The 21,660-nt window shown below is 66.0% G+C and carries 24 protein-coding genes and 3 pseudogenes; 10 read left to right on the forward strand and 17 right to left on the reverse strand.

The window, feature by feature from the left end:
* Window positions 1-116 (forward strand): annotated as a pseudogene (locus ACP7AU_RS16045) (IS5/IS1182 family transposase); the annotation flags it as partial.
* Here ACP7AU_RS16045 and ACP7AU_RS16050 read toward each other — a convergent pair.
* From ACP7AU_RS16050 to ACP7AU_RS16080, 7 genes and pseudogenes are all read right to left on the reverse strand, one after another.
* On the reverse strand, window positions 113-1,309 hold the full coding sequence (locus ACP7AU_RS16050) for a zinc-binding dehydrogenase (protein WP_426052046.1): 1,197 nt from the start codon (window positions 1,307-1,309) through the stop codon (window positions 113-115). The pseudogene ACP7AU_RS16045 and the gene ACP7AU_RS16050 overlap by 4 nt on opposite strands.
* 266 nt (window positions 1,310-1,575) lie before the next feature.
* Entirely contained in the window at window positions 1,576-2,199 is a 624-nt protein-coding gene (locus ACP7AU_RS16055; protein ID WP_426052047.1) for a class I SAM-dependent methyltransferase, read from the reverse strand.
* 71 nt (window positions 2,200-2,270) lie between these two features.
* Entirely contained in the window at window positions 2,271-3,134 is an 864-nt protein-coding gene (locus tag ACP7AU_RS16060; RefSeq protein ID WP_426052048.1) for a class I SAM-dependent methyltransferase, read from the reverse strand.
* A 277-nt stretch (window positions 3,135-3,411) separates the two neighbouring features.
* A complete protein-coding gene (locus ACP7AU_RS16065; protein WP_426052049.1) occupies window positions 3,412-4,137 on the reverse strand; it encodes an alpha/beta hydrolase in 726 nt (241 codons plus the stop codon).
* A gap of 16 nt (window positions 4,138-4,153) precedes the next feature.
* The gene (locus tag ACP7AU_RS16070; protein ID WP_426052050.1) at window positions 4,154-5,458 is read right to left on the reverse strand and encodes a spinster family MFS transporter; all 1,305 of its coding nucleotides are present in this window, start codon (window positions 5,456-5,458) and stop codon (window positions 4,154-4,156) included.
* 21 nt (window positions 5,459-5,479) lie between these two features.
* A pseudogene (locus ACP7AU_RS16075) lies at window positions 5,480-6,336 on the reverse strand (SDR family NAD(P)-dependent oxidoreductase).
* Window positions 6,314-7,819 carry a flavin-containing monooxygenase gene (locus tag ACP7AU_RS16080; protein ID WP_426052051.1) on the reverse strand — a complete coding sequence of 502 codons (1,506 nt, stop codon included), beginning with the start codon at window positions 7,817-7,819 and terminating at the stop codon, window positions 6,314-6,316. The pseudogene ACP7AU_RS16075 and the gene ACP7AU_RS16080 overlap by 23 nt, the downstream one beginning before the upstream one ends.
* 120 nt (window positions 7,820-7,939) lie before the next feature.
* Between ACP7AU_RS16080 and ACP7AU_RS16085 the strand changes: the two genes are divergently transcribed.
* A complete protein-coding gene (locus tag ACP7AU_RS16085) occupies window positions 7,940-8,554 on the forward strand; it encodes a TetR/AcrR family transcriptional regulator (protein ID WP_426039885.1) in 615 nt (204 codons plus the stop codon).
* Between the two features lie 167 nt (window positions 8,555-8,721).
* Here ACP7AU_RS16085 and ACP7AU_RS16090 read toward each other — a convergent pair whose 3' ends face one another.
* The 6 genes from ACP7AU_RS16090 to modA form a co-directional block, all read right to left on the reverse strand.
* Entirely contained in the window at window positions 8,722-9,477 is a 756-nt protein-coding gene (locus tag ACP7AU_RS16090) for a molybdopterin-binding protein (protein ID WP_426052052.1), read from the reverse strand.
* Between the two features lie 11 nt (window positions 9,478-9,488).
* A complete protein-coding gene (locus ACP7AU_RS16095) occupies window positions 9,489-10,280 on the reverse strand; it encodes a cytochrome b/b6 domain-containing protein (RefSeq protein ID WP_426039883.1) in 792 nt (263 codons plus the stop codon).
* 254 nt (window positions 10,281-10,534) lie between these two features.
* On the reverse strand, window positions 10,535-11,191 hold the full coding sequence (locus ACP7AU_RS16100) for an ATP-binding cassette domain-containing protein (protein WP_426039882.1): 657 nt from the start codon (window positions 11,189-11,191) through the stop codon (window positions 10,535-10,537).
* Window positions 11,188-11,895, reverse strand: coding sequence for a molybdate ABC transporter permease subunit (modB, locus tag ACP7AU_RS16105; protein ID WP_426039881.1), 708 nt, complete (start codon window positions 11,893-11,895; stop codon window positions 11,188-11,190). The genes ACP7AU_RS16100 and modB overlap by 4 nt, the downstream gene beginning before the upstream one ends.
* The gene (locus tag ACP7AU_RS16110) at window positions 11,888-12,235 is read right to left on the reverse strand and encodes a winged helix-turn-helix domain-containing protein (RefSeq protein WP_426039880.1); all 348 of its coding nucleotides are present in this window, start codon (window positions 12,233-12,235) and stop codon (window positions 11,888-11,890) included. Before ACP7AU_RS16110 ends, modB begins: the two co-directional genes overlap by 8 nt.
* A complete protein-coding gene (modA, locus tag ACP7AU_RS16115; protein ID WP_426052053.1) occupies window positions 12,232-12,945 on the reverse strand; it encodes a molybdate ABC transporter substrate-binding protein in 714 nt (237 codons plus the stop codon). Before modA ends, ACP7AU_RS16110 begins: the two co-directional genes overlap by 4 nt.
* 70 nt (window positions 12,946-13,015) lie before the next feature.
* Here modA and moaA point away from each other — a divergent pair, with 70 nt between their 5' ends.
* From moaA to glp, 6 genes are read left to right on the forward strand one after another with little or no spacing between them, the layout of a single operon-like run.
* Complete coding sequence (gene moaA, locus ACP7AU_RS16120; RefSeq protein WP_426039878.1) at window positions 13,016-14,041, forward strand: GTP 3',8-cyclase MoaA; 1,026 nt, start codon at window positions 13,016-13,018, stop codon at window positions 14,039-14,041.
* A 2-nt stretch (window positions 14,042-14,043) separates the two neighbouring features.
* Window positions 14,044-14,280, forward strand: coding sequence for a MoaD/ThiS family protein (locus ACP7AU_RS16125; RefSeq protein ID WP_426039877.1), 237 nt, complete (start codon window positions 14,044-14,046; stop codon window positions 14,278-14,280).
* A 2-nt stretch (window positions 14,281-14,282) separates the two neighbouring features.
* Window positions 14,283-14,747, forward strand: coding sequence for a molybdenum cofactor biosynthesis protein MoaE (locus tag ACP7AU_RS16130; protein ID WP_426052054.1), 465 nt, complete (start codon window positions 14,283-14,285; stop codon window positions 14,745-14,747).
* A complete protein-coding gene (moaB, locus tag ACP7AU_RS16135) occupies window positions 14,744-15,313 on the forward strand; it encodes a molybdenum cofactor biosynthesis protein B (protein ID WP_426039875.1) in 570 nt (189 codons plus the stop codon). Before ACP7AU_RS16130 ends, moaB begins: the two co-directional genes overlap by 4 nt.
* Window positions 15,313-15,801 carry a cyclic pyranopterin monophosphate synthase MoaC gene (gene moaC / locus ACP7AU_RS16140; protein WP_426039874.1) on the forward strand — a complete coding sequence of 163 codons (489 nt, stop codon included), beginning with the start codon at window positions 15,313-15,315 and terminating at the stop codon, window positions 15,799-15,801. The genes moaB and moaC overlap by 1 nt, the downstream gene beginning before the upstream one ends.
* On the forward strand, window positions 15,798-17,012 hold the full coding sequence (gene glp / locus ACP7AU_RS16145) for a gephyrin-like molybdotransferase Glp (protein WP_426039873.1): 1,215 nt from the start codon (window positions 15,798-15,800) through the stop codon (window positions 17,010-17,012). The genes moaC and glp overlap by 4 nt, the downstream gene beginning before the upstream one ends.
* 73 nt (window positions 17,013-17,085) lie before the next feature.
* On the opposite strand, the pseudogene ACP7AU_RS16150 reads toward glp, so the two are convergent.
* The 4 genes and pseudogenes from ACP7AU_RS16150 to ACP7AU_RS16165 form a co-directional block, all read right to left on the reverse strand.
* Window positions 17,086-17,540 (reverse strand): annotated as a pseudogene (locus tag ACP7AU_RS16150) (IS6 family transposase); the annotation flags it as partial.
* 49 nt (window positions 17,541-17,589) lie between these two features.
* Window positions 17,590-18,978: a mannitol dehydrogenase family protein gene (locus ACP7AU_RS16155; protein ID WP_426052055.1), complete on the reverse strand. Its 1,389-nt coding sequence runs from the start codon at window positions 18,976-18,978 to the stop codon at window positions 17,590-17,592.
* 92 nt (window positions 18,979-19,070) lie between these two features.
* Window positions 19,071-20,486, reverse strand: coding sequence for a glucuronate isomerase (gene uxaC, locus ACP7AU_RS16160; protein WP_426052059.1), 1,416 nt, complete (start codon window positions 20,484-20,486; stop codon window positions 19,071-19,073).
* 151 nt (window positions 20,487-20,637) lie between these two features.
* Window positions 20,638-21,285, reverse strand: a complete 648-nt coding sequence (locus ACP7AU_RS16165) for an IS6 family transposase (protein ID WP_426052056.1) — start codon at window positions 21,283-21,285, stop codon at window positions 20,638-20,640.
* On the opposite strand from ACP7AU_RS16165, the gene ACP7AU_RS16170 reads away from it, so the two are divergent.
* Both ACP7AU_RS16170 and ACP7AU_RS16175 read left to right on the forward strand, forming a co-directional pair.
* Window positions 21,176-21,460, forward strand: coding sequence for a LysR substrate-binding domain-containing protein (locus ACP7AU_RS16170; RefSeq protein ID WP_426052057.1), 285 nt, complete (start codon window positions 21,176-21,178; stop codon window positions 21,458-21,460). The genes ACP7AU_RS16165 and ACP7AU_RS16170 overlap by 110 nt on opposite strands.
* On the forward strand, window positions 21,441-21,660 hold a 220-nt coding region (locus ACP7AU_RS16175), incomplete at its 3' end, for a sigma 54-interacting transcriptional regulator (protein WP_426052058.1). The genes ACP7AU_RS16170 and ACP7AU_RS16175, both read left to right, overlap by 20 nt.

Here is a 21,660-nt window from a genome sequence, read left to right on the forward strand (position 1 = left end):
TCAAACACAGCCGACGACTGGCTACCCGATACGACAAGACCGCCGACAGCTTCCTCGGCTTCGTCGTCGTCGCATCCATCCGACTGTGGATCAGACACTTTGTCCACACCACCTAGTTCAGCGTCGGATTGATAAGAAACTTCTCACCCGTCGCCTTGCGTTCGTACGCTCGCAGGAGCTCAGGTTCGAGCGCTTCGCTGAGACCAATGGTCTTTGTGTAGTGCGTCGCGAACGTGGTGGTCAGCTCATCAAATACGCGCTTGCGCATACGCATTACCGTCTCAGCGCCTGCCTTCTGCAGAAATGGCGTCAGTAGCCATCCTGAGACGCTCCATTGAAAGCCGAACGCAAGGCGATCCAAAACCATCGGTGAGAGGTCGAGCGCACCGTAGGTGTAGAGCTGCTTGAAGCTCGAAGAGCCGTATCGGCTGTACTCTGTCATGCGACTGACAGCCCCCTTCTCCATCGCACGCATGATGTCGCTACCGAGCGAACCCCCACCGATGGCGTCGAACGCGATGGTCGCACCGGTCGCAACGACTGCGTCGACGAGCTGCGTTTTGAAGTCTGCGTCACGGCTGTTGAGGACATGGGTCGCGCCAATGTCACGCAGCAGTTGGACCTGTTCATCAGATCGAACGACATTGATGAGGGGAATGCCATCGCTGGCGCAGATCTTCTGCAGCATCTGGCCGAGGCTTGACGCTGCAGCGGTGTGAACGATCGCTGAGTGACCTTCGGCACGCGCTGTTTCCACAAAGCCGAGTGCAGTCATTGGATTGACCGTCAGCGCAGCCCCTTCGGCCGCCGTCACCCCGTCCGGAAGCGGGAGCGCGTCTCGAGATCTGATCTTGCGAAGGTCAGCATACATCCCTCCCCCAATCATTCCGACGCATCGCCCCAGCCACTCCCGGGCCTGTTCGCCTGCCGCAACGACCGTGCCGGCTCCCTCGTTTCCAACGCTCAATGATTGGCCAATACGTGCAGCGACGCTGGCACGCCTGGCCTCTGGAATGTCGAAAACCAGTTCAGGCTGGTCCGAGGATCCCTCTGAACGCATGGACGCAACGTCAGCTGGGCCGAGCAGCAGCCCGAGATCGCTTGGATTGATCGGGGCCGCCTCAACCTTCACCACGATGTCGTCGGGCGCCAGGTCTCCGATGACGAACTCATCGAGTGACAGCCTCAGTGTACCGTCAGAGACCGTTGACCGGAGTTCACGTCCCGTGAGCGACATACGCTTAGATCCCATTTCGGCGGCATTGGCAGCTGAGGTGATACCGGTGCCCCCGGCCGTGCTGAAGCGCAAGTCGTAGCCGACTGTGCGATTGCTGGCCTGGTGGCGGTTAGCGCCCGAAGAGTGCACATTTCGCAATGTCCACTGAACGCTGAACCGGTCCGTTTTTCGCCAGACCCGGTCGTTCCCGCCCTACCCTCTTTGCGCCTCAGCCCGATTTCACGAAAGAACACTTTGAGTTCGCTGCATGGCCGTACCGCGGGCCCTGCCCCGGGACCGGGCCCCGTCCGGCGCAGCCTCACCGCCGGACGGACTGAGAGGCGGTGGCTGAAGGACCGTCAGCCTAGGCGGGCCTCGCCCCATTCGCACCAGCCGAGCACACGGGGCGCCCCGGGCAGATACATCGTCTCGACTGCCTCGATGACGAGGCCCGCCGCTTCAATCGAGGCGGTTACCGGACGGGTCAGGTGGCAGCCACCGGCCAGGGGGCGCCACAAGGGCTCGATGCGCCGCTGCCACCGCTGCACCCCGGGATCGGGCGAGAGGCCATGTTCGCTGTACAGAAAGGTTCCCGACGTCTTGAGTACCCGGCGGGCCTCGGCCAGGACAGCAGCCGGGGTCTGGACCGAGCAAAGCGTGAAGGTGCAGACGACGGTGTCGAAACTCCGGCTATCGAACGACAGCGCCTCGGCCCGTCCCGCGAGGATCTCGACCGTCAGGCCTGCCGGTCGAGGGGCGGCCTCCGCCAGGCGCCGCAGGCCTTCAGAGGGATCGACGCCCGTGACGCTGTCCACCCGATCGGGATCGTAGAAGGCCAGGTTGAGGCCGCCGCCAATGCCGAGCTCAAGCACGCGTCCGCGCGCGCGGGGCACGACCTTCGCTCGTTGCCTGAGGATGGGCCTTGCCCCGCAGGCACAGCCGATCAAACGCGGCAGGACCTGTCGATCATAGAAGCTGGTCACGCTGTGACCTCTTCCCACCCCGGGCCCCGCTTTCCCGATACGCGCCGGCAATCGTAATGACGAGGCACCGCTCAGGCCCTTGTGGTGACAAGCCAGGCCGAGCCGGCCATCATCACACCCTGACCGGGCCTGTGCCCGGCGGTGAAGAGCGACATCAGATCGTCCCCGGCCCGATCCTGCACGGCCCGAGGCTGGCCCTCCAGCAGGCGACCGGCCGCAAGGGATGAGAAAACGAACCGGACGGCCTCCTCCGGCGTCGCCCCGGCGCCGCCGAGGGGTTGAAGCCCGGAATAGGCCACGATCTCCGTCCCGGTAAATCCGCCCTCCGCCAGGACCGCGTTCAGATAGTCGAGGTCCTCGAACGCGAACGGACCGGGGGCACGCGGCACGGCGGGCGGGACATCGACATGCCTGCGGAGCAAGCCCATCACCTCCATCATCCACGGATTGTCGCGCGGCGGGCCCCAGACCGCCAGATCGACGCGTCCCCCAGGCTTCAGACGTCGCTGCAGATTGGCGAAGGCCGGGCCGGGCTTCTGGAAAAACATGCTCCCGAACCGCGAGAACAGGCGATCGAAGGGGGTTTCAGCCTGGTACAGCGACGCATCGGCACATTCGAAACGGGCGTTGGCCGCCCCGGCGGCAACCCCGCGCTCGGTCGCCTTTGCGATCAGATCGGGCGAGATGTCGATCCCGACCACGCTTCCAGACCCACCGACCGTCGAGGCGATGGCCAGGCTGGTCGCGCCCCCGCCGCACCCGATGTCGATGACGTGCTGGCCCGGTTGAAAACCGGCCCGGGCCAGCAAGGCTTCGCCGATGGGCGCGATCATCGATTCAAAGCGATCGATGTTGGCCAGCCATCTGGCCCCCATCTCGCCGGCCCAGTCCTCCGCCTGGGGCGCTTCAACGGAATCCGGATCAGGCAACGGCATGGTGGTCCACTCTGGCTGAAGGCCGGGAGCAAGACGCCCCGAGCCTGAAATCCCCGATCAGGATCCGGGGCGGGTTACCATCCGGGCGCGCGCGTGCGGAGCCTGTCAGGTGCGGGGGAGGTGTTGTCAGGGTAAAGCCACAATCGGCGCCGTCAGTTGAATATGATGCCCAACAGGCGCGTTGTTCGGGTCTGTTGAACGGCCAGCCTCCACTGAATTTCTTCGCTTTCTTGTCCGCTCGGCACCCTGAACTGCGCCTGAGTAGACGCTTCGGATCTTACCCTGACAACACCGGCCCGCCAGGCTCGGCACCCAGCAGGGCTGTCCATCCGAACCTGTTGTTGTGCGCCGTCCAGATGAATTCACCGGTATGCGGGTTGGGCTCGACAGCGGTGCAGGTCCGATCATCCAGCATCGGGTAGGTCAGATGCTGAAAGGCGACGGCATGCTCGCCGCGGTCGCGCGCCAGAAGGGCCAGCGCGGCGGCCAGTCCGCCGCCAGCGCTTTCTCCGGCGACCCCGACCCGGGTCGGGTCCACGCCGAGTTCGTCGGCATGGGCCAGGACCCAGCCGAGCGCGGCGTAGGCGTCGTCCAGCGCCCCGGGAAAGATGGTCTCGGGGGCGAGGCGATATTCGACCGTGACGATGACACAGCCCAGCCCCGCCGAGACCGTTCTGTGCGGCCCTTCCATCGCTGCTGCCGATCCCATGACGAAGCCGCCTCCGTGGAAGTGCAAGACGCACGGAGAGGGTTTGGCCAGGCCGGGCGGACGATAGACGATCACCTCGACAGGAGGGTGGCCGAGGGCTCCTGGAATAGAGCGGATCGACTGTTCGACCGCGGCGCCGTCGGCGTCGGCGGGGGGGATGGGCAGACGCCGCTGGCCCCGGATCATCGCCAGATTGTCGGTCGAGAGCGCGACTGTAGTCAGAGCGTCGAGTAGCGGCCGCAGAGCCGGATCGACTCGCTCGCAGGAGCTTGGCGATATCACTTCGACGGGCATGGCGCGACCAGTTCGATCATAGCCACTCGCGGCCCCTGTCCTCCGGGAAACGGAGCGCGGACAGGACGATCAACAGCGCTGTAACCAGCAACATGGCGGGGACGACGAACAGGGACGCATGGAGCCCTATGGCCCTGAAGGTCTCCGACATCTCTGTGGCGCCGGCCTCCCTCATCGCTGCTCCCGCCACATGGTCCGACAGGAGGCCCACGATCAGGGGGCCGAACGCCGCCCCGAGGATGTAGAACATGGCGAAGAAGACGGCGATCGCGGTTGCCCGCAGCTGTGGTGGCACGACGTCTTGGATCGCTGGATAGGTGGTGGTGAAATAGACGTACTGGAAGAACCAACCCGCAGCGAATAACCCGATGAACAGGTTGACCTGTTCCGCCGGTTGAGACAGGGCAAACCAGGTCAGAAGAGCCGAAATCGCCAGACAGCCGGCCCCGAAGAGGAGGCGGCCGCGCCCGAAGCGACCATGAATCTTGTCCGCCACCAAGCCGCTCAGCGGCAGGGCGAAAAGGCCTGTGACGCCGACGATCACGCCGACGGACAATGCGGCTTCTGTCAGGGAGAGTCCAAAATAACGCTGAAGGTTGGGCACCATGAAGGTCGTGGTCGCATACCCCGCGAAGGTGAAGGTGACGCCTGATGCGATGATGAGCCAGAAGGTCGGGATCGAGAGAAGGGTCCGGATGGGATGGGCGATGCGCGCCGGGGGAGCGGTGTTGGGGTCCGTCGCGCCACGCTTCGGCTCGCGGATCAACATGAACAGCGCGGCGACGAGGAGCCCCGGAACCATGGCGATGAAGAACGGGGCGCGCCACGTGCCGAAATACTCGGCGATGGCGCCGGTGGTGAAGAAGGCCAGCATCATGCCGAGGGGCAGACCGAGCATCAACACGCCCGTGGCCCGACCACGCCGATTGGACGGATAAAGATCGGCGACAAGCGCGTTGGCGGCGGGGGCGAAGGCAGCCTCGCCTAGGCCGATGCCGATCCGAACGATCAAAAGGGAAACGAAACCGCCGACCAGTCCATTAATGCCCGTCAGAAGGCTCCAGACCACCAGCCCTATGGCTATGATCCATTTTCGTGATCGGGTGTCCGCCAGCCGGCCCAGAGGCAGGCCCGCCAGGGCATAGGCCAAGGTGAAGGCCGCTCCGACCAGTCCGATGTGCACGTCGCTCAGTCCCCAGGCGATCCGAATGGGTTCGGCGAGGACTGCCGGAAGGGTTCGGTCATAGAAGTTCAGCAGATTGGCAACGAAAAGCAGCGCCAGCACGCGTCCGGGCGCGGTGACGTTCGACTTGCCGCTCATCGAAGGCTCCAGTTCAGAAGATCACGGCTGTTGCAGTCTCGCGAGCAGTCGACGGGACACGCCCAATGCCAGAGACGGCGAAAGGCGATGCAGCCACCATCCGAGCCCCACCTCTAACTTCCGGCTCAGGCAGAAGAGCTTGCCGCGCTTCATGTCTCGGACGAGGTCGTTGGCCACGCTTGCGGGGGTAGCGGCGCAACGCTCGTAGAAGTCGATGGTTCGCGCCCGGCGGGCCTGGTCCACGCCTCGGAAAGCAGCCGTCTGGATGATCGGCGTATTGACGATGCCGGGGCACAGAATGGTCACCGCGATCGGCGTGTCGTGCAGTTCCGCCGCGAGAACCTGGCTCAGGCCCACGACCGCATGTTTGGACGCGCAATAGGGGCCCATGCCGGGGCTGCGAACAGACCGGCGCCCGAGGCCGTGTTGACGATGTGCGACGGCGTCCCCTGCGCCAGCATCCGAGGCAGGAAAGCATGGATGCCATGCACCACGCCCATGACGTTGACGTCGAGCACGCGGCTCCAGTCGTCGACCTCGCTGTCGAGGAACGTTCCCGAGTGGGCGATGCCGGCGTTGTTGATCAGTACGTCCACCGGTCCCGCGGCGAAGATGCTGTCCGCCAGCGCCTGCACCGCTGCGACGTCAGTGACGTCGACCTGATGCGCCACTCCGGTCCCGCACTCCTCTGCGACCGCGCTGACATTCGCCAGGTTCCGATCGACACAGTGCACCACGGCCCCTTCTTTCGACAGACGCAACGCGATGGCGCGGCCGATGCCCGAGCCCGCGCCGGTGACGACGGCGGTCGTGTTCTGAAAACTCTTCACTGGTTTGCCTGACGCGTTGACGCGATCACGAGAAGGACATCGCGTCATCGTTCAGCTTGCCGCCGAACAGTTTGAAGCGATCGCGCAGATAGTGTTGGTAAAGCTTCCACGGGGTCCGATCCCCCTGCCGCGGCAGCTGGTCGGCGGCTCGGGCGGCATAGCCGGAGCTGATGTCCATCAACGACGTCGGCGCCATCTCGATCCCAGAGAGGGACGGCGTGCATTTCCGGTAGCCCTTACGGTCCATGTAGCGGATCAGGCGGCAGACGTAGCGGTTGACCATGTCTGCTTTCAGCGTCCAAGGCAGCGCCGTGTAGCCGACGACAAAGGCGAAGTTCGGCACCCCGCTCAGCATCATGCCCTTGTAGACGAAGGCTTCGTTGACAGGCATCGGTGTGCCGTCGACGACGGGGGTCAGGCCCGCCAGGGGAAGCAACTCCAGCCCCGTCGCGGTGACGATGATGTCCGCCTCCAGCATCTCGCCGCTGGCGAGCTCGATGCCACCCGAATTAAAGCGCGCGACCTTGTCAGTAACGATCTCGGCCTGGCCCTTGCGCAGAGTCCGGAACATGTCGCCGTCGGGCATGAAGCAGACGCGTTGTTCGAACGGATTGTAGGCGGGCTTGAAATGCGTATCGACCGGGTATTTGGCGCCGAGCATATCCACCGCATGCTGGCGCAGCGCTGCCCGAACCTTGTCGGGGTCGGTCTTGCACTTGTTGAGCAGCAGCATGGCCATGCCGATCTGCTTCCAGCGCGTCAGGGCATAGGCCCATCGCCTCGGCAGGAATCGCGACACCGATTTGTTGAAGGCGTCCTCACTCGGCAGGCTGACGACATAGCTCGGCGACCTCTGCAACATGGTCACATGGGCCGCCTTGCGCGCCAGGTTCGGCACCAGCGTCACAGCCGTCGCTCCGCTGCCGATCACGACGACGCGTTTGCCCTCGTAGTCGAGATCCTGGGGCCAGTTCTGTGGGTGGACGATGGTCCCCTTGAAGTCAGCCTCGCCGGCGAACTCGGGCCGGTAGCCGTTCGAATAGCTGAAATACCCCGAGCAGCAGTGGAGGAAACGGCACTGGAATACCCGCGCTTCGCCGTCGCCGAGCCGGGCGGTGACTGTCCAGAGGCCCGCCGCGCTGTCCCATGCGATCGACACGACCCGATGATCGTATCGGATGCGTTCGAGGACGCCGTACTTCCTGGCCGCCTCGCGGATGTAGCTGAGGATTTCCTCGCCGCCCGCGATCGACTTGTTGCCCGGGAACGGCTCGAAGTCGTAGCCGAGCGTGTACATGTCGGTGTCGCAACGTATGCCCGGATATCGGAACAGGTCCCAGGTTCCTCCGAGATCCTCCCGGGCCTCTAGAAGAACCAGCGACTTGTTCGGGAATTCGCGACGGATACGGCTCGCCGCTCCGACGCCGGAAAGACCGGCACCGATGATCAGGACGTCGAGAGGTTGGGAAACAGAAGCTGAAATGATGGATCTCCCCGCCCCCGTCGGCCGGCCACGTTTCCGAGCCTGCACCTGAGACTAAAAATCTATGCCATCCTCAACTTTCTAGTTCAAGCTAGAATTTCTGCGTAGTGCTATTGTGTTGCTCGTCGGCCTTGCGCGCCGCAGGGTCGTCGTGTTTCCGGGTGACGAATGAAGACGACAGACATCGAGAACCAGCGGCCGAGCGCACGAGGGCGAAAATCCGCGAAAAAGCGCGACGAGATCATCCGGGCCGCCACGGAAGTCATCAACGACAAGACGTTCGCTCTGGCGACGATGATCGACATCGCCGCACGCCTCGATCTGCGGGACGCGACGCTCTACTATTATTTTCCGAACAAGCAGGCTCTCGCCTACGCTTGTCACATCCGGTCTCTTGAGAGGTTCGACGCCCTCCTATCCTCGGCGGACGCTGAAACGGTTTCGGGCGTCGCGAAGCTTCGCAACCTGATCCGGGGATTGATCGACGACTCGGTCCGGGACGGACCACAGCTTTACTTCGGAGACTATTCCTACCTGGAACCATTTCAGCAGGAGGAAATCGCGTCGTTCGCCAAACGGATGACGGTCACTCTGGAGCGGTTCGTTCAGGAGGGCATGAAGGACGGCTCGATCGTTAACTGCGATCCACAACTCGTAGTCCAGCTCCTACTGGGCATGCTCATATGGCTCGCCCGATGGACGTCGGACATCAATGGACTGACACCTGACAAACTGATGGACGCCATCGAGACGTTCAGTTTCCGTGGCCTTGCCCGAAGCTGAAAAGGATGGGGTCGTCGGCCAGCTGCTAGGTCGGCCAAGAGCGCTGTCAGAAGCAGACCTCCCCCGCCCTGCCCGCTTTGCGCCTAGGCCCCACTCTGAGAAAACGGCACCGTCGGATGACTGGGCCCACCGTCAGGGGAGATGGGCCGACGTTGTTCTTGCGCTTCTCAGATCCCTGCGTACCACTCGTATCCGCGGTCGGGCCAATAGCCCCCGTTACCGCCCTGGATGTCTGCGAAGCTGTCGACCATCTCGATCCGGCGTATGTATTTGGCCTGTTTATAGCCCAACTGTCGCTCGACCCGCAGTCTCAGAGGCGCTCCGTGCGGAACGCCCAGAACCTCACCGTTCATGTCGTAGGCCAGCAAGGTCTGGGGGTGACGGGCATCGACCAGGTCGATGCTCTCGTAATAGCGCGGCCCCTCCTCGGTCTGGGTCAGGGCGTCGAAACAGTGGAAGACGACGTATTTCGCCTCCGGCTTCAGCCCCGCCTCGTCGAGCAGGGTCTCCAGCCGCACTCCTGTCCACTGCCCGATCGCGGTCCAGCCCTCGACACAGTCGTGTTTGGTGATCTGGGTCCGTGCGGGGCGCGCTCGCAGCTCGGCCAGCGACAGCGACAAGGGCCGTTCGACCAGGCCGTCGATCTCCAGCCGGTAGTCGGCGAACCCGGCGTCCCGCAGGGCCACATAATCCGCCGCCGCCGGGGAGATAGAGCCGTTTGGCTTGAAGTCGGGGCTGATCTCGGCGACGTCGTACTCGGGGGCCAGGGCCTCGCGTGGGATCAGCAGGCGTTGGGAACGGCGCGTCAGCGCCTCGGCGGAAACCTTAAGCCGCTCACTGAACGAAACGCCGCGTTCGCAGGCTGCGAGGGCCATGACGCCTGCGGTCGCCAGGGCCCGACCAAGCCAGGTCCGACGGTTCATCGCCGACGCGCTCATTTCGTTTCTCCATCAGCGGGAGCGGTCGGCTCGAGCACGAACCAGCCTGTGATCATCGCCCGCATGTTGTTGTAGAACCCGGTCCAGATCACCAGCCCGACGTGGATGACGATGAAGCCCACGATCAATCCTGCCGAGATGAAATGCAGCGTCCGCGCAGACTGCCGCCCGCCCATGATCTCCAGCAGGATGCCGCCGATCGCGTTGAAGCCTGGCGACATCGACAGACCCGTGATCAGCATCATGGGGAGGATCACAAGGATCATCGTCACATAGGTCAGCTTCTGGATGACGTTATAGGTCCGCGCTTCCTCATCCTTCGGGAAGTGAAACCGGGCGTGTTCCTTCACGGAGCGCCAGAAACCCTTCAGGTCCATACCGGTCGGCCAGAGCCGCCGCCCGAACCGGCGGGTGATGAAGCCGTAGGCGAGGTAGATCAGGCCGTTGATGACGAACAGCCAGGCGAAGAAGAAATGCCAGTGTCGCGCTTCGGCCAGGTTGCGGCCCTGCGGGATCATCAGCCAGTTCGGAACCGTCGGGATCGTCAGCCACGGATCGGCGAAGGTGGTCCGTATGCCCCAGTCTAGATGCGGATGGGCCATCAGGATGTTCAGCCCGCTCATGAGCAGCACGACGACGGCCACGACGTTCAGCCAGTGGCTGATCCGGACCAGCACGGGATGGCGCCAGATGTCGGTGCGTCCGCCGGGCAGGGGCCGGTCGGCAGGCTCCTGGCTCGTCGTGGCGGGGGCCTCGACCCCGACCTCATCGAACGGACGATCAGTCATACAGTTCTCCCCCGACGGCCGGCGGACGGTCTCATGAACCCGTCCGGCGCGCAAACCGCCGTTTCCGGCGGTTTCGATTCTGCGACCAGAAAAGTTACACGGTCGCCTGATCGGGCAGATTTGAAGATGATGCGCCGCCACTTCAGGCGGCAAAGGTGGCGCCGATCATCGGTCACGGCCTGTCCTCAGCCGTGGGCATCTGGTCGGGGACCAACTGGCCGCCAGCGCACCGGCGGAGAGCAGGCCCTTTGTCGCTACCGAAGGCGGCCTGGATTGAGCGGCCGCTCGATTCGGCCGTCGACCATCACGACTCGGTCATCCGCCAGGCGGTCGGCGTCACGCGGGTCGTGCGAGACCAGCAGCATGGGAAGCGCCGTCTCGTCGCGCAGGGCGGCCAGCCAGGGGATCAGTTCGTCCCGCCGGGGCCCGTCAAGACCCGCGAACGGCTCGTCCAGCAGCAGCAGACGCGGATCCGACGCAAGGGCCCGGGCGATCGCCACCCGCCGCACCTCTCCGCCTGACAGGTTGCGGGTCCATCGCCCCAGAAGCGGTTCGAGCCCCAGCAGATGCAGGATCGGAGCGATCTCGATCGGACGCCCGGCAAAGCGCCGCCCGTAGTCGATATTGTCCGCCACGGTCAGATGCGGAAACAGGCGTGCGTCCTGAAACACGTAACCGATCCTGCGCCGATGGGGAGCCGGAATCTGGCCGGATGCGGCGTCCAGAATGGTCTCGCCGTCGACCACAAACCGCCCGGTCTCGACCGGAATCAGTCCGGCGATGGCGTGCAACAGGGTAGTCTTTCCGGCCCCTGACGCGCCTTCCACCGCCACGATCCGCGCGGCGCTAGCGAATCGCGCCTCGATGCGAAAATCGCCCCGCGACGCGACGATCTCGCACCGTATGGTCAAAGCACCGCGCTCCGTCGCAACAATCGACGATTGACCCATTCCGTCGCCAGCAGGGCGGCCACACAGACGACGACCGACAGCAGCGCCAGCCGCAATGCCGTCGTCTCGCCATCCACCCGCTGTAGCGCGGCATAGATGGCGACCGGGAGGGTGCGCGTCTCGCCGGGGATGGCCCCGACGAAGGTGACCGTGGCCCCAAACTCTCCGAACGCGCGCGCGAAACCCAGCAGTCCACCCGCGATCAGCCCCGGCAGTGCCAGCGGCAGGGTGACCGTAGCCAGCACCCAGTGGGGCGGGGCCCCCAGCGTGGCCGCAGCCTGTTCCACGCCCCGGTCGATGCCCTCAATCGCCTGCCGGATGGGGCGCACCATCAGCGGCAGGGCCATGACAGCCGCCGCCAGCGCCGCCCCGGTCCAGCTGAACGACAGGCTGATCCCGAAGGTCTCCGACAGCCAGCGGCCGACCGGTCCGCGCGCCCCGAACAGCAGCAGCAGCCCCAACCCGGTGACCACCGGCGGCAACACCAGCGGCAGGTTGACCAGCGCCTCCACCATCCACCGGCCGGGAAACGTCCCCCGCGCCAGCAGCAGCGCCAGCCCCGTCGCGACCGGCAGGGTCGCGATCGTGGCCACCGCTCCGACCCTCAACGACAGCGCCAGCGCCTCGATTTCGAACGCGGTCAAAGGCCCGAACAGGTCACCCATCGGCGCCGTCCAGCGCCGCCAACCGCGCAAGGGTCGGCGCCGCCGCCGTCTCCAGCTCGGCACGAAGCGTCTCATAGGCGGCCAGCAAGATTTCGCCGTGCTCGGTGAGCCGCGATCCGCCGCCCCGGGCCCCGCCCCGCACGGTCACTAAAGCCGGTCTCCCGGTCAAACCGTTGATCGCCTCCATCAGGGTCCATGCCCGGCGATAGGACATCCCCATCCGCCGCGCGGCCTCGCTGAGCGAGCCCGAGTCGCGGACATGGGCCAGAAGCTCCGCCTTGCCGGGACCCAGCCGGCCCTCGCCGATCCGGATCTGAAACCACAGCCGCGTCGACGTCATCGTCCCGGTCCGAATCCGTGGCGGGTGAACACCACTCGCGCCGCCTCCGACCGAAGAAAAGCCATCAAGGTCCCGGCCTCTCTAGCCGCGGTTGCCGTCAGGGCGGCCGGATAGGCGATGTCGGGCTGAAGCGCCGCCACAGGCACGTTGACGACGCGCGCGGCATCGAAACCCAGCGTGTCGCTGCGATAGACGATCCCCAGGTCGACGTCGCCCCGGGCCACGAACGCGCGCACGGCCCTGACGTCCCCCGCGAGGATCAGATTGGCCGACACGGCGTCCCAGGCACCTGACCGCTGGAGCATCTCGCGGGCATAGCGCCCCGCGGGCACGCTCTCCGGATCACCTATAGCGACCCGTCCGTTCCAGGAGAAGGACGCGACCGGGCGATCGGACGGCGCGATGACGACCAGACTGTTGGTCAGCAGGGTCACCTGGCTGTCGGCCCGGATCGCCCCCTCCCGCGCCAGTCGGCCCATCCAAAGGTCATCGGCCAGAACCACAAGGTCGGCGGGCGCTCCCGCCAGCAGCTGACGCGCCAGCTCTCCGCTGCCGGCGAACACGGTCCGCAAGGCCCCCCTCCCCTCAGCCTGAAACTTCGCAGCCAGTTCGGTCACAGCGTCGGTCAGCGAGGCTGCCGCGAACAGGGTGAGCGGCGCAGGCGCCGCGGGGCGACAGCCGGAAACGAGGGCCATCGTGATGGCCAGCATGCCGCGCCGCCCGATCATCGGTCCAGAAATGACTTTGCTCCGCCGTCGGCTTCGTTATGCTGATATGAGCATGACGGTCCTGCCCGCGTCCAGCCGCGTCGCAACGCCGATGGTCGACCCGTTCGGCCGGACGATCGACTATGTCCGTGTCTCGGTCACCGATCGGTGCGACCTGCGCTGCACCTATTGCATGGCGGAGCGGCAAACTTTTCTGCCGCGCGCCGAACTGCTGAGCCTCGAGGAGCTGGACCGGCTGTGCTCGGTCTTCGTCGGCCTCGGCACCCGCAGGCTGCGTCTGACCGGCGGGGAACCTCTGGTGCGGAAGGGGTTCATCGATCTTGTCGCGCGCCTTTCGCGGCATCTGGCTTCGGGGGCGCTGGACGAGCTGACCCTGACCACGAATGGCACGCGTCTGGCCGAACACGCCGATGCTCTGGCGGGCCACGGGGTGCGCAGGATCAATGTCTCGCTGGATACCCTCGACCCTGCCTCCTATCGGCGGGTCACCCGCGGCGGGGACCTGACGCAGGTACTTGAAGGGCTGGCGGCGGCCCGCGCCGCCGGGATCGCAATCAAGATCAACACCGTCGCGCTAAGACAGGACAACTGCACCGATCTGCCGGCGATGATCGAATGGGCGCACGGTCTGGGTATGGAAATCACCCTGATCGAGACCATGCCGCTGGGCGAGATCGAGGCCGACCGGACGGGCCAGTTCTTGTCGCTGAGCGACGTGCGCCAAGACCTTGAGACTCGCTGGACCCTGACGCCGCTGGTCCGGCGTACCGGCGGACCAGCCCGTTACGCCCGCGTCGAACAGACCGGCGGGACCGTGGGATTCATCACGCCCCTGACGCAGACGTTTTGCGGCGACTGTAACCGGGTGCGGGTGACGTGCACCGGGACGCTGTTCCTTTGCCTCGGTCAGGACGACCACGCCGAACTGCGCGAAACCCTGCGCGCTCATACGGACGACGGGCCGGTGGCCGAGGCCATCCGCGCCGCTGTTGCCAGGAAGCCGAAAGCGCACGACTTCCGAATCGGTCTGGACGAGGCCCCCGCCGTGCGTCGGTCCATGTCCGTGACGGGAGGCTGAGCGTGGCGCGTGTCCTTCTGTTCGGGGCCTTGGCCGATGCCGCCGGGTGGCGCGAGCGACACATCGAAGGCGACACGATCGAGGCCCTGCGCCGTCATCTGGCCGGAGACGAGCGGCTGGCGGAGCGGCTGGCTCGCCCGGGCGTGATGACGGTGCTGAACCAGGTGGTGGTGCGCGGCGATCATCCTGTCGAAACCGACGACGAGGTGGCCTTTGCCCCTCTGGTCAGCGGGGGCTGAGCATGGTCCGACTGGAGGCCCGGCCGATTGATCCTGCAGCGTTGCTTGACGGCTTCTGCCGCGACCGTACGAACGTAGGGGCGGTAGTCAGTTTCACGGGCCTGTGTCGGGCGGCCACAGAGGGCCAGCCGGTGACGACCCTGACCCTCGACGCATGGCCCGGCTTTACGGAGGCGGTCATGACCGAACTGGAGACGGAGACCCGCGCGCGCTTCGATATCATCGACGTGCTGGCGGTCCACCGGTGGGGCGATGTCGGGGTGGGCCAGCCCATTGTCTTCGTCGCCGTGGCGGCCGCGCATCGTCGCGCCGCCTTCGAGGCGGCCGACTTTCTGATGGACCAGCTCAAAACCCGTGCGCCCCTGTGGAAGCGCGAGGGCGGCCCGGACGGCCGTCGCTGGATCGAGCCTCGCCCGTCAGACCGCGCCGACGCTGCCCGATGGACCGAACTGGAGCCTGCCGAATGACCGACCCCCAGTCTTCTGACACTCTGCCCGCGCCCGGCGGCCGGCTGCTGCTCGATCAGGGCGTGACGCCGGTGCGCATCGCCGTCCTGACCATTTCGGACACCCGCGATCACGACAGCGACACCTCCGGCGCGATCCTGGCGGCACGGATCGAGGGGGCTGGCCATGTCTGCGTCGAAAGAGCCATCGTCCCCGACGCCGTGGACGCCATCCGGGCTCAGGTCAGGCGCTGGATCTCGGCAGGGACCGTCGACGCGATCCTGACCACCGGCGGCACCGGCCTGACCGGCCGCGACGTGACACCCGAGGCGCTGGAGCCGCTGTTCGACAAGCGGATCGACGGCTTCTCGGTGATCTTCCACACCGTCAGCTATCAGACCATCGGCCTGTCCACGCTGCAGTCGCGCGCGACGGCGGGTATCATCGACGGGGTCTTCGTCTTTTGCCTGCCCGGCTCCAACGGGGCCGTGCGCGACGGGTGGGACAAGGTCATCCGCTGGCAGCTCGACAGCCGCCACCGCCCCTGCAACCTGGTCGAACTGATGCCCCGGCTGCTGGAGGTCTGATGGCTGGCGATACGACAGGCCTCACCCATATCGACGCCGACGGCCGCGCCCGCATGGTCGACGTATCGGCCAAGGCCTTGACCGCCCGCGAGGCGCGGGCCGAGGGCCGGATCATCATGGAGCCCGCCACCCTGGCGCTGGCCCTGTCGGGAGCCGCAAAAAAGGGTGACGTGCGCGCGGTTGCTGAGATCGCGGGCGTCATGGGGGCCAAACGAACCGCCGACCTGATCCCCCTGTGCCATCCTTTGTCGCTGGACGCCGTCATTGTGACGGTCGAGGCCAGTCCAGACGGATCGGGCCTGTCGGTCTCGGCCACCACCCGCACGACCGGGCGCACGGGGGTCGAGATGGAGGCCCTGACGGCCGCGACGGTAGCCTTGCTCACGGTGTACGACATGCTCAAGGCCGTCGATCGCGGCATGACGATTGAGACGGTCCGGCTGGTAGCCAAGTCCGGCGGCACATCCGGCGACTGGACCCAGGCATGAGCCTTCCCACGGTTGCAGCCGCCCGGGCGGCCATGCTGGCGTCGGTCAGGGCGCTGCCTCCAGAGCAGGTGCCGCTGATCGAGGCCGACGGCCGCTGGCTGGCCGAACCGGTGACTGCGACGCGTGATCAGCCCCCCTTCGACGCCTCGGCTATGGACGGCTGGGCGGTACGGACAGCGGACCTCGGCATCGCGTCGCTGACTATTGTCGGGGAGAGCCTCGCCGGACGGGGCCGGGCCATGCCGTTGGGTCCAGGCGAGGCCGTCCGCATCTTCACCGGTGCACCGCTGCCGCCCGGCGCGGACCGTGTGGTGATCCAGGAAGAAGCGACCCGGGACGGCGACCGTCTGACGGTCCAGAGCGCGCCGGACTCACCGGTCTGGGTGCGCCCGCGCGGATCCGACTATGCTGCGGGAGCCGAGTTGCTGCAGGCGGGCCAGACGCTCAACCCCTGGCGGGTCGCGTTGGCCGCCTCAGCCGGTCGGCCCGACCTGACCTGCGCGCGCCGTCCCAGCGTGGCCATACTGGCCTGTGGCGACGAGGTGGTGGAACCCGGCAGCGCTCCCGGACCGCACCAGATCAACGACGCGGCGGGTCCGGGCGTGGCCCTTGTCGCCCGGCGCGCGGGGGCGGAGGTCCGCCGCCTGCCCCTCGTGGGAGACACGCTCGCGGGGATCGCCGAGACGCTGGCGACAACCGAAGCGGACCTGATCGTCACCATCGGCGGGGCCTCGGTCGGCGATCACGACCTGCTGAAGCCAGCCGCCCGATCAAGGGGGGCGATACTTCTGGTCGAGGGCTGCTCCATGCGCCCGGGCAAGCCGGTCTGGTTCGCCACCCTGCCGGACGGCCGGGCCATTCTGGGCCTGCCGGGCAATCCGGTGTCGGCTCTGGTCTGTGCGGAACTGTTTCTCACGCCGCTTCTGGCGGCCCTTCAGGGCGGGGCATCGGAACCGGCGTTTCAAATCCTGCCAGTCGCCGCGCCGATGCCCGCGAATGGGCCTCGGGACCACTACATGCGCGCCCGCGTCGTCCACGACCCTGAAGGCCAGCCCAAGGTCGAGGCGCTGTCCGATCAGGACTCATCGATGGTGAGGGCAATGGCCGCAGCAGACTGTCTGCTCCGGCGACCGCCGCATGCGCCTGCTTTGGCGACGGACGATCCGACACTGGTCCTGACCCTAGGCTCATGGAGGGGCTTGTCAGGTTAGCCGCGGCAAGTCGAAAGCCGCCCTGCCCTGCCGAAATCAGGCAACCGCGGCCGCCCAGATGGTCGCCGCATCTCAGATGACGCTGGATATTGAAGGTCGTGTAGGTCGCCGCGTGGGTGGTGAGCGCTCTCTGGGCTGAGGCCTTGGATTTGAACCGCTGCTGCTGCTGCCGTGCTCGTCTTCGGATCGGCAGGTGGGAGTTCTCGATCCGATTGTTCTCCCGAAGCCGACCGGGTCGATGCAGATGACTCAGATCCAACTGATCCAGAGCCGCGCCGTATGAGGCGAGGCCGTCGGTTGTGATCGTCCGCAGGTCGATCGGCTGGTTGTGAAGGAGACGCCTCAGCAGCGTCAGCGACGCCTCTGTATCCCGCCGGCGCTGGACCACGAGGTCGAGGACCTCGCCGTCGTCATCGACAGCCCCCCAAAGATACACCGCTTGCCGCCGATGTTGCAGACCATCGCGTCCAGGCACCAGCGCGGCGAGGGAGTTGGCTGACGGCGCTTCAGCCGCCTCGCGATCTCCGGCTTACGCTGCGTTCTGTGGAGACAAATTCGCATTAAGGTGACAGCACCGTCATGCAGGCTCCTCGATCGGCAAGGCCGCGGCTCCGACGGCTCCGAGACTACGTAGGTCGAGAAACGCCTGGAGGACAGCTTTGCGAAACCTGGGGTCGGCGGACAGCGAGGGCGGAAATACCGCCTGCAGATCCAGCAGGGCGGCGACCCTGTCACGGTCATCAGTCGCGCCGGCAAGACGGCGTGCCGTCTCGGTCGCCAGGGGGTCCTCGACAACGACGACGTCGCCCACCTCCGTGCGACCCTCCTGCCACCGCATCCAAGCCGCGATGGCCAGGGCGAGAGCGGGAATGGGCCGACCGGCCGAAAGGCGCGCCGCGGCGGTCGCAAGAAGTCGCTGCGGCAACTTCTGGGACCCATCCATGGCGATCTGATGGGTTCGATGACGCAGGGCCGCGTTCGAGAACCGCGCCATCAGCTCGGCCCGATATTTCGCGATATCGAGATCGGGTGGCGGCTCGAGCGTAGTCTCGGCCTCGTCCCATAGGCGCTCTACGAAGGCTTTCAGGATGGGCACGGCAACCGTCTGATGCACGTAGTCCAGTCCGGCGAGCGCACCGAGGTATGCGAGGGAGGAGTGCGCCCCGTTCAGCAGACGCAGCTTTGTGTCCTCCCAGGGGCCGACGGTCTCCGTCAACTGCACCCTGAACCGGGCGAAGTCTGGCCGCTCTCCGGCGAAGCGATCCTCAATGATCCATTGAGTGAAGGGCTCGGTCTTGACCATGCCGAGGTCGACGACGCCCAGTTCGACGCTCAGCTCCTCGATGTCGGCGCGTGTCGTGGCCGGTACGATCCGGTCGATCATGGTCTGGGGGAAGGCCCCCTCGGCCGCGATCCAGTCATGGAGTTCAGGATCGATCCGCCCCGCCATCTCGAGCACAGCCGAGCGGATGCGTGCGCCGTTGTGCGGAAGGTTGTCGCACGAGATCACCGTGAAGGGCGCCAAGCCCCGCCGGCGGCGCAGACGCAGCGCGGCAGTCACGAAGCCAGGCGCGGTGACGGGCGTCGACAGATCTGACAGATCGGCGGCGATGGCCGGGTCGTCCAGCTTCAGGCTTCCGGATGCCGGATCCAGGCAATAGCCCTTCTCGGTCACTGTCAGGGTGACAATGTGAACCTCGGGCGACCCCATGACCTCCACGAGCGAAGCGGGATCGTCGGCGGCGACGCGAACATCCTGAACGGCGCCGACGATCCGTAGAGACCTTTGGGTCCCGTCCTCGATCACAACGGTGTAGAGACCCTCCTGCGGCACCAGCTGATCGCGCACGTCCGGCGATCGCAGCGAGGCGCCAATCACGCCCCAACGCAGGTCGCCTGCATTCAGGGCATCGTCGAAAACGACGGCCTGATGCGCCCGGTGGAAGGCGCCGATGCCCAGATGCACTACGCCGGTCCGAACCTGGCTTCGGTCATATCCCGGAACCGCCACCTGCGCAGGCAGCGCCGCCAGCGCCCGGTAACCGAGCCGCGGCCCTCTCATAGCTTGTAGGCCGCCTTCACAAGATCATAGGTCAGCGCCCGCGCGAGGTCATGAGCCTCGTCCTCCTCGAGCCGGTGCTCGACCACCAGCCTGGCCATGAAACCGCAGTCCATCCGCCGCGCGACGTCGTGCCGGGCAGGAATGGACAGGAAGGCACGGGTGTCGTCGTTGAAGCCGACAGTGTTGTAGAAGCCGGCAGTCTCGGTGACCTGTTCGCGGAACCGACGCATGCCTTCCGGACTATCGTGGAACCACCAGCTGGGCCCGAGTTTCAGCGCCGGATAGTGACCCGCCAGGGGGGCCAACTCGCGGCTGTAGGTCGTCTCGTCCAGGGTGAAGAGGATGAGCGACAGCCGCGGGTCCGAGCCGAAGCGATCGAGCAGAGGCTTCAGCGCGCGGACGTAATCGGTACGCGTTGGAATGTCCGCCCCCTTGTCGCGGCCGAAATGCCGGAACACGGCGGCGTTGTGGTTACGGAAACTGCCGGGGTGCAGCTGCATGACGAGGCCATCGTCCACGCTCATCGCCGCCATCTCGGTCAGCATCTGGCCTCGGAACAGCTCGGCATCGCTCGCAGTCGCCGGACCGGTCGAGACCCGTTTGAACAGGGCTTCTGCCTCGACGGCGGGCAGGTCTGCAGTGAAAGCTGTCGGGTGCCCGTGATCTGTCGAGGTCGCGCCTAACGCGGCGAAGACCGCCCGCCGGTCGCGCAGCGCGTCGAGATAACCGGACCAGCTCAGGGTGTCGCGCCGGGTCAGATCGGCCAGGACTGCGAGGTTGGCATGAAAGCCCTCGTAGTCCGGATCGAGCACCGGGTCAGGCCGGAACGCGGTCAGCACCCGACCCCTCCAGCCGGAGGCACGGATCGCCTGATGGTGTTCGAGGGTATCGATCGGGCTCTCGGTCGTCGTCAGAACCTCGATATTGTGACGCTCGAACAACGCGCGCGGACGGAACAGTTCGGTCTTCAGCGCGGCGTCGATGACGTCGTAATAGTGGTCCGCCGTCTCGGTGGAGAGCCGAACCTCGATGCCGAAAACCTCGGCATAGACCCAGTCGTGCCAGATACGGGACGGGGTGCCGTGGAACAGGTGGTACCGCTCGGCGAACCGCCGCCAGATCTTGCGCGGGTCCGTCTCTATGGTGCCGCCGTCGACGCATGGCACGCCCAGATCCTCCATCGGCACGCCCTGGCTGAAGAGCATGCGAAAGACATAGTGGTCCGGGGCGATCAGCAGCTCGGCGGGGTTGGCGAAGGGCGCATCGCCGGCGAACCACGATGGATCCGTATGGCCATGCGGGCTGATGATCGGCAGGTCCCGGATTTCCGCGTGCAGCCTGCGAGCGACCGCGCGCGTATCAGCGTCCGATGGAAACAGCCGGTCGGGGTGGAGGTGAAGCGGCTTGATCACGACGGGGCCTCGCAGCAGTGACATGGCAGGCAGTATCCGCCTGCGGTCGCGGACGGGGGAAGAAGACACCGGTTACCACGACTTGCAAGAGCGCAGCGTGGTACTGACAGGTTAAGTCTGCCGAGCCGAAAACGCCTCTCTCCTTCCCGCTTCAGCCAGCCGGAGTCGCCGTCGCCCAGGCGTCGTTTGACTGCCCTCGCAGGGTACGAAGGATGGCTCGGGAGATCAGGTGGGTCGGCTGATTGAATGCGTTGTAGATAGGACTGTGGCGGGAGAGGAAATGCTGGGCTGAGCCTTGCGACTTGAACTTCTGCTGTTTGCGTTCTCGTCGTCGGATCACGAGGTGAGAGTTCTCGGCGGGATTGTTCTCCCGCATCCCGCCAGGACGGTGGCGGGCCTGGAGACCAAGCACCTTCATCGCCGCCCGGTCTGAAGCCCGCTTATCCGTGACGATGGACTCCGGATCGATCCCGGTGTTGCGGAGCAGTCGGCGCAGGAACGTCAAGGTGGCCTGCTTGTCCCGGCGCTTCTGCCCCAGAACGTCGAGCACCTCGCCTTCGTCATCCACTGCCCGCCACAGATACATCCGCCGGCCACCGATCTTCACGACGACCTCACCGAGGTGCCAGCGACCCGTTGGTGGACCGCGGCGTCGGCTCAGGTTGGCCGCGTTCAATGGTCCGAACTTGATGACCCGGCAGCGGATCGCCTCGCGACTGACCTCGATCCCGCGCTCCGAGCTGGAGTCCATCGAGGCGGTCCTCGCCATGGTTTCGTCCGGCCTCGGCGTTTCGATCATCCCGCAGGCGCGGGGCGCCATGGTCGACGCCTATCCCGTGCGCCAGATATCACTCGGCAAGAACGCCCCGACCCGACAGATCGCCTTCGCGTGCCGCGGCGCAGACTTCGACAACCGGCGGGTCTCGGCGCTCCGCGATGCCTTCAAGCTCAGCTATGAGGCCGCCTCGGCTTGAATTTGCTCAGTCAGGTCAGCGAGGCGGTCTACTCCCGCCTGACCCCCGCTCGTCGCCGGGGCGCTGTCCGCCCAGATCACCGTCGGCGCAGGTGACCCTTCTTCGTGTCGTGGAACAACGTGAGATCCAGCCTCTGGGCGCGTCAGGGGCGCGCCAGCTGGACCTGCGGATTCTTGCCTCGTGCAAGTCGGACCTGAAGC

The sequence above is a fragment of the Brevundimonas sp. SL161 genome, assembly GCF_049896985.1.
Classification (GTDB): domain Bacteria; phylum Pseudomonadota; class Alphaproteobacteria; order Caulobacterales; family Caulobacteraceae; genus Brevundimonas.

Coding starts and splice junctions, on each gene's coding strand:
- ACP7AU_RS16060 (WP_426052048.1), bottom strand. CDS start 3,134: ATGCCGTTGCCTGATCCGGATTCCGTTGAAGCGCCCCAGGCGGAGGAC.
- ACP7AU_RS16065 (WP_426052049.1), bottom strand. CDS start 4,137: ATGCCCGTCGAAGTGATATCGCCAAGCTCCTGCGAGCGAGTCGATCCG.
- ACP7AU_RS16070 (WP_426052050.1), bottom strand. CDS start 5,458: ATGAGCGGCAAGTCGAACGTCACCGCGCCCGGACGCGTGCTGGCGCTG.
- ACP7AU_RS16085 (WP_426039885.1), top strand. CDS start 7,940: ATGAAGACGACAGACATCGAGAACCAGCGGCCGAGCGCACGAGGGCGA.
- ACP7AU_RS16090 (WP_426052052.1), bottom strand. CDS start 9,477: ATGAACCGTCGGACCTGGCTTGGTCGGGCCCTGGCGACCGCAGGCGTC.
- ACP7AU_RS16095 (WP_426039883.1), bottom strand. CDS start 10,280: ATGACTGATCGTCCGTTCGATGAGGTCGGGGTCGAGGCCCCCGCCACG.
- modB (WP_426039881.1), bottom strand. CDS start 11,895: ATGGGTGACCTGTTCGGGCCTTTGACCGCGTTCGAAATCGAGGCGCTG.
- ACP7AU_RS16110 (WP_426039880.1), bottom strand. CDS start 12,235: ATGACGTCGACGCGGCTGTGGTTTCAGATCCGGATCGGCGAGGGCCGG.
- modA (WP_426052053.1), bottom strand. CDS start 12,945: ATGCTGGCCATCACGATGGCCCTCGTTTCCGGCTGTCGCCCCGCGGCG.
- moaA (WP_426039878.1), top strand. CDS start 13,016: ATGACGGTCCTGCCCGCGTCCAGCCGCGTCGCAACGCCGATGGTCGAC.
- ACP7AU_RS16130 (WP_426052054.1), top strand. CDS start 14,283: ATGGTCCGACTGGAGGCCCGGCCGATTGATCCTGCAGCGTTGCTTGAC.
- moaB (WP_426039875.1), top strand. CDS start 14,744: ATGACCGACCCCCAGTCTTCTGACACTCTGCCCGCGCCCGGCGGCCGG.
- moaC (WP_426039874.1), top strand. CDS start 15,313: ATGGCTGGCGATACGACAGGCCTCACCCATATCGACGCCGACGGCCGC.
- glp (WP_426039873.1), top strand. CDS start 15,798: ATGAGCCTTCCCACGGTTGCAGCCGCCCGGGCGGCCATGCTGGCGTCG.
- ACP7AU_RS16170 (WP_426052057.1), top strand. CDS start 21,176: ATGACCCGGCAGCGGATCGCCTCGCGACTGACCTCGATCCCGCGCTCC.
- ACP7AU_RS16165 (WP_426052056.1), bottom strand. CDS start 21,285: ATGATCGAAACGCCGAGGCCGGACGAAACCATGGCGAGGACCGCCTCG.